The organism is Klebsiella sp. HN106, from assembly GCF_051209435.1.
Lineage (GTDB): Bacteria > Pseudomonadota > Gammaproteobacteria > Enterobacterales > Enterobacteriaceae > Klebsiella > Klebsiella oxytoca.
Genome location: NZ_JBLURD010000055.1, coordinates 1 through 1,810 on the forward strand (window position 1 = coordinate 1; position 1,810 = coordinate 1,810).

Below are 1,810 nucleotides of genomic sequence, written 5' to 3' on the forward strand. Positions count from 1 at the left end.
AGGCAATTTTTCAAAATATTGTTAAGCCTTTTCTGAGCATGGTATTTTTCATGGTATTACCAATTAGCAGGAAAATAAGCCATTGAATATAAAAGATAAAAATGTCTTGTTTACAATAGAGTGGGGGGGGTCGGCCTGCCGCCTTGGGCCGGGTGATGTCGTACTTGCCCGCCGCGAACTCGGTTACCGTCCAGCCCAGCGCGACCAGCTCCGGCAACGCCTCGCGCACCCGCTGGCGGCGCTTGCGCATGGTCGAACCACTGGCCTCTGACGGCCAGACATAGCCGCACAAGGTATCTATGGAAGCCTTGCCGGTTTTGCCGGGGTCGATCCAGCCACACAGCCGCTGGTGCAGCAGGCGGGCGGTTTCGCTGTCCAGCGCCCGCACCTCGTCCATGCTGATGCGCACATGCTGGCCGCCACCCATGACGGCCTGCGCGATCAAGGGGTTCAGGGCCACGTACAGGCGCCCGTCCGCCTCGTCGCTGGCGTACTCCGACAGCAGCCGAAACCCCTGCCGCTTGCGGCCATTCTGGGCGATGATGGATACCTTCCAAAGGCGCTCGATGCAGTCCTGTATGTGCTTGAGCGCCCCACCACTATCGACCTCTGCCCCGATTTCCTTTGCCAGCGCCCGATAGCTACCTTTGACCACCATGGCATCAGCGGTGACGGCCTCCCACTTGGGTTCCAGGAACAGCCGGAGCTGCCGTCCGCCTTCGGTCTTGGGTTCCGGGCCAAGCACTAGGCCATTAGGCCCAGCCATGGCCACCAGCCCTTGCAGGATGCGCAGATCATCAGCGCCCAGCGGCTCCGGGCCGCTGAACTCGATCCGCTTGCCGTCGCCGTAGTCATACGTCACGTCCAGCTTGCTGCGCTTGCGCTCGCCCCGCTTGAGGGCACGGAACAGGCCGGGGGCCAGACAGTGCGCCGGGTCGTGCCGGACGTGGCTGAGGCTGTGCTTGTTCTTAGGCTTCACCACGGGGCACCCCCTTGCTCTTGCGCTGCCTCTCCAGCACGGCGGGCTTGAGCACCCCGCCGTCATGCCGCCTGAACCACCGATCAGCGAACGGTGCGCCATAGTTGGCCTTGCTCACACCGAAGCGGACGAAGAACCGGCGCTGGTCGTCGTCCACACCCCATTCCTCGGCCTCGGCGCTGGTCATGCTCGACAGGTAGGACTGCCAGCGGATGTTATCGACCAGTACCGAGCTGCCCCGGCTGGCCTGCTGCTGGTCGCCTGCGCCCATCATGGCCGCGCCCTTGCTGGCATGGTGCAGGAACACGATAGAGCACCCGGTATCGGCGGCGATGGCCTCCATGCGACCGATGACCTGGGCCATGGGGCCGCTGGCGTTTTCTTCCTCGATGTGGAACCGGCGCAGCGTGTCCAGCACCATCAGGCGGCGGCCCTCGGCGGCGCGCTTGAGGCCGTCGAACCACTCCGGGGCCATGATGTTGGGCAGGCTGCCGATCAGCGGCTGGATCAGCAGGCCGTCAGCCACGGCTTGCCGTTCCTCGGCGCTGAGGTGCGCCCCAAGGGCGTGCAGGCGGTGATGAATGGCGGTGGGCGGGTCTTCGGCGGGCAGGTAGATCACCGGGCCGGTGGGCAGTTCGCCCACCTCCAGCAGATCCGGCCCGCCTGCAATCTGTGCGGCCAGTTGCAGGGCCAGCATGGATTTACCGGCACTGTTGCAAAGTTAGCGATGAGGCAGCCTTTTGTCTTATTCAAAGGCCTTACATTTCAAAAACTCTGCTTACCAGGCGCATTTCGCCCAGGGGATCACCATAATAAAATGCTGAGGCCTGG

At 63.1% G+C, this 1,810-nt stretch carries 2 protein-coding genes and 1 pseudogene; all 3 read right to left on the reverse strand.

The genetic code is table 11. The features are described from left to right. Nucleotides 1-10: 10 nt before the first annotated feature. A complete protein-coding gene (gene repC / locus ACSIPU_RS30215; protein WP_435322462.1) occupies nucleotides 11-982 on the reverse strand; it encodes a replication protein C, IncQ-type in 972 nt (323 codons plus the stop codon). Beyond that, nucleotides 969-1,688, reverse strand: a pseudogene (locus ACSIPU_RS30220) (helicase RepA family protein); the annotation flags it as partial. The gene repC and the pseudogene ACSIPU_RS30220, both read right to left, overlap by 14 nt. A 49-nt stretch (nucleotides 1,689-1,737) precedes the next feature. Continuing rightward, the coding region (locus ACSIPU_RS30225; RefSeq protein ID WP_032414367.1) for a hypothetical protein at nucleotides 1,738-1,810 on the reverse strand (73 nt) is incomplete at its 5' end.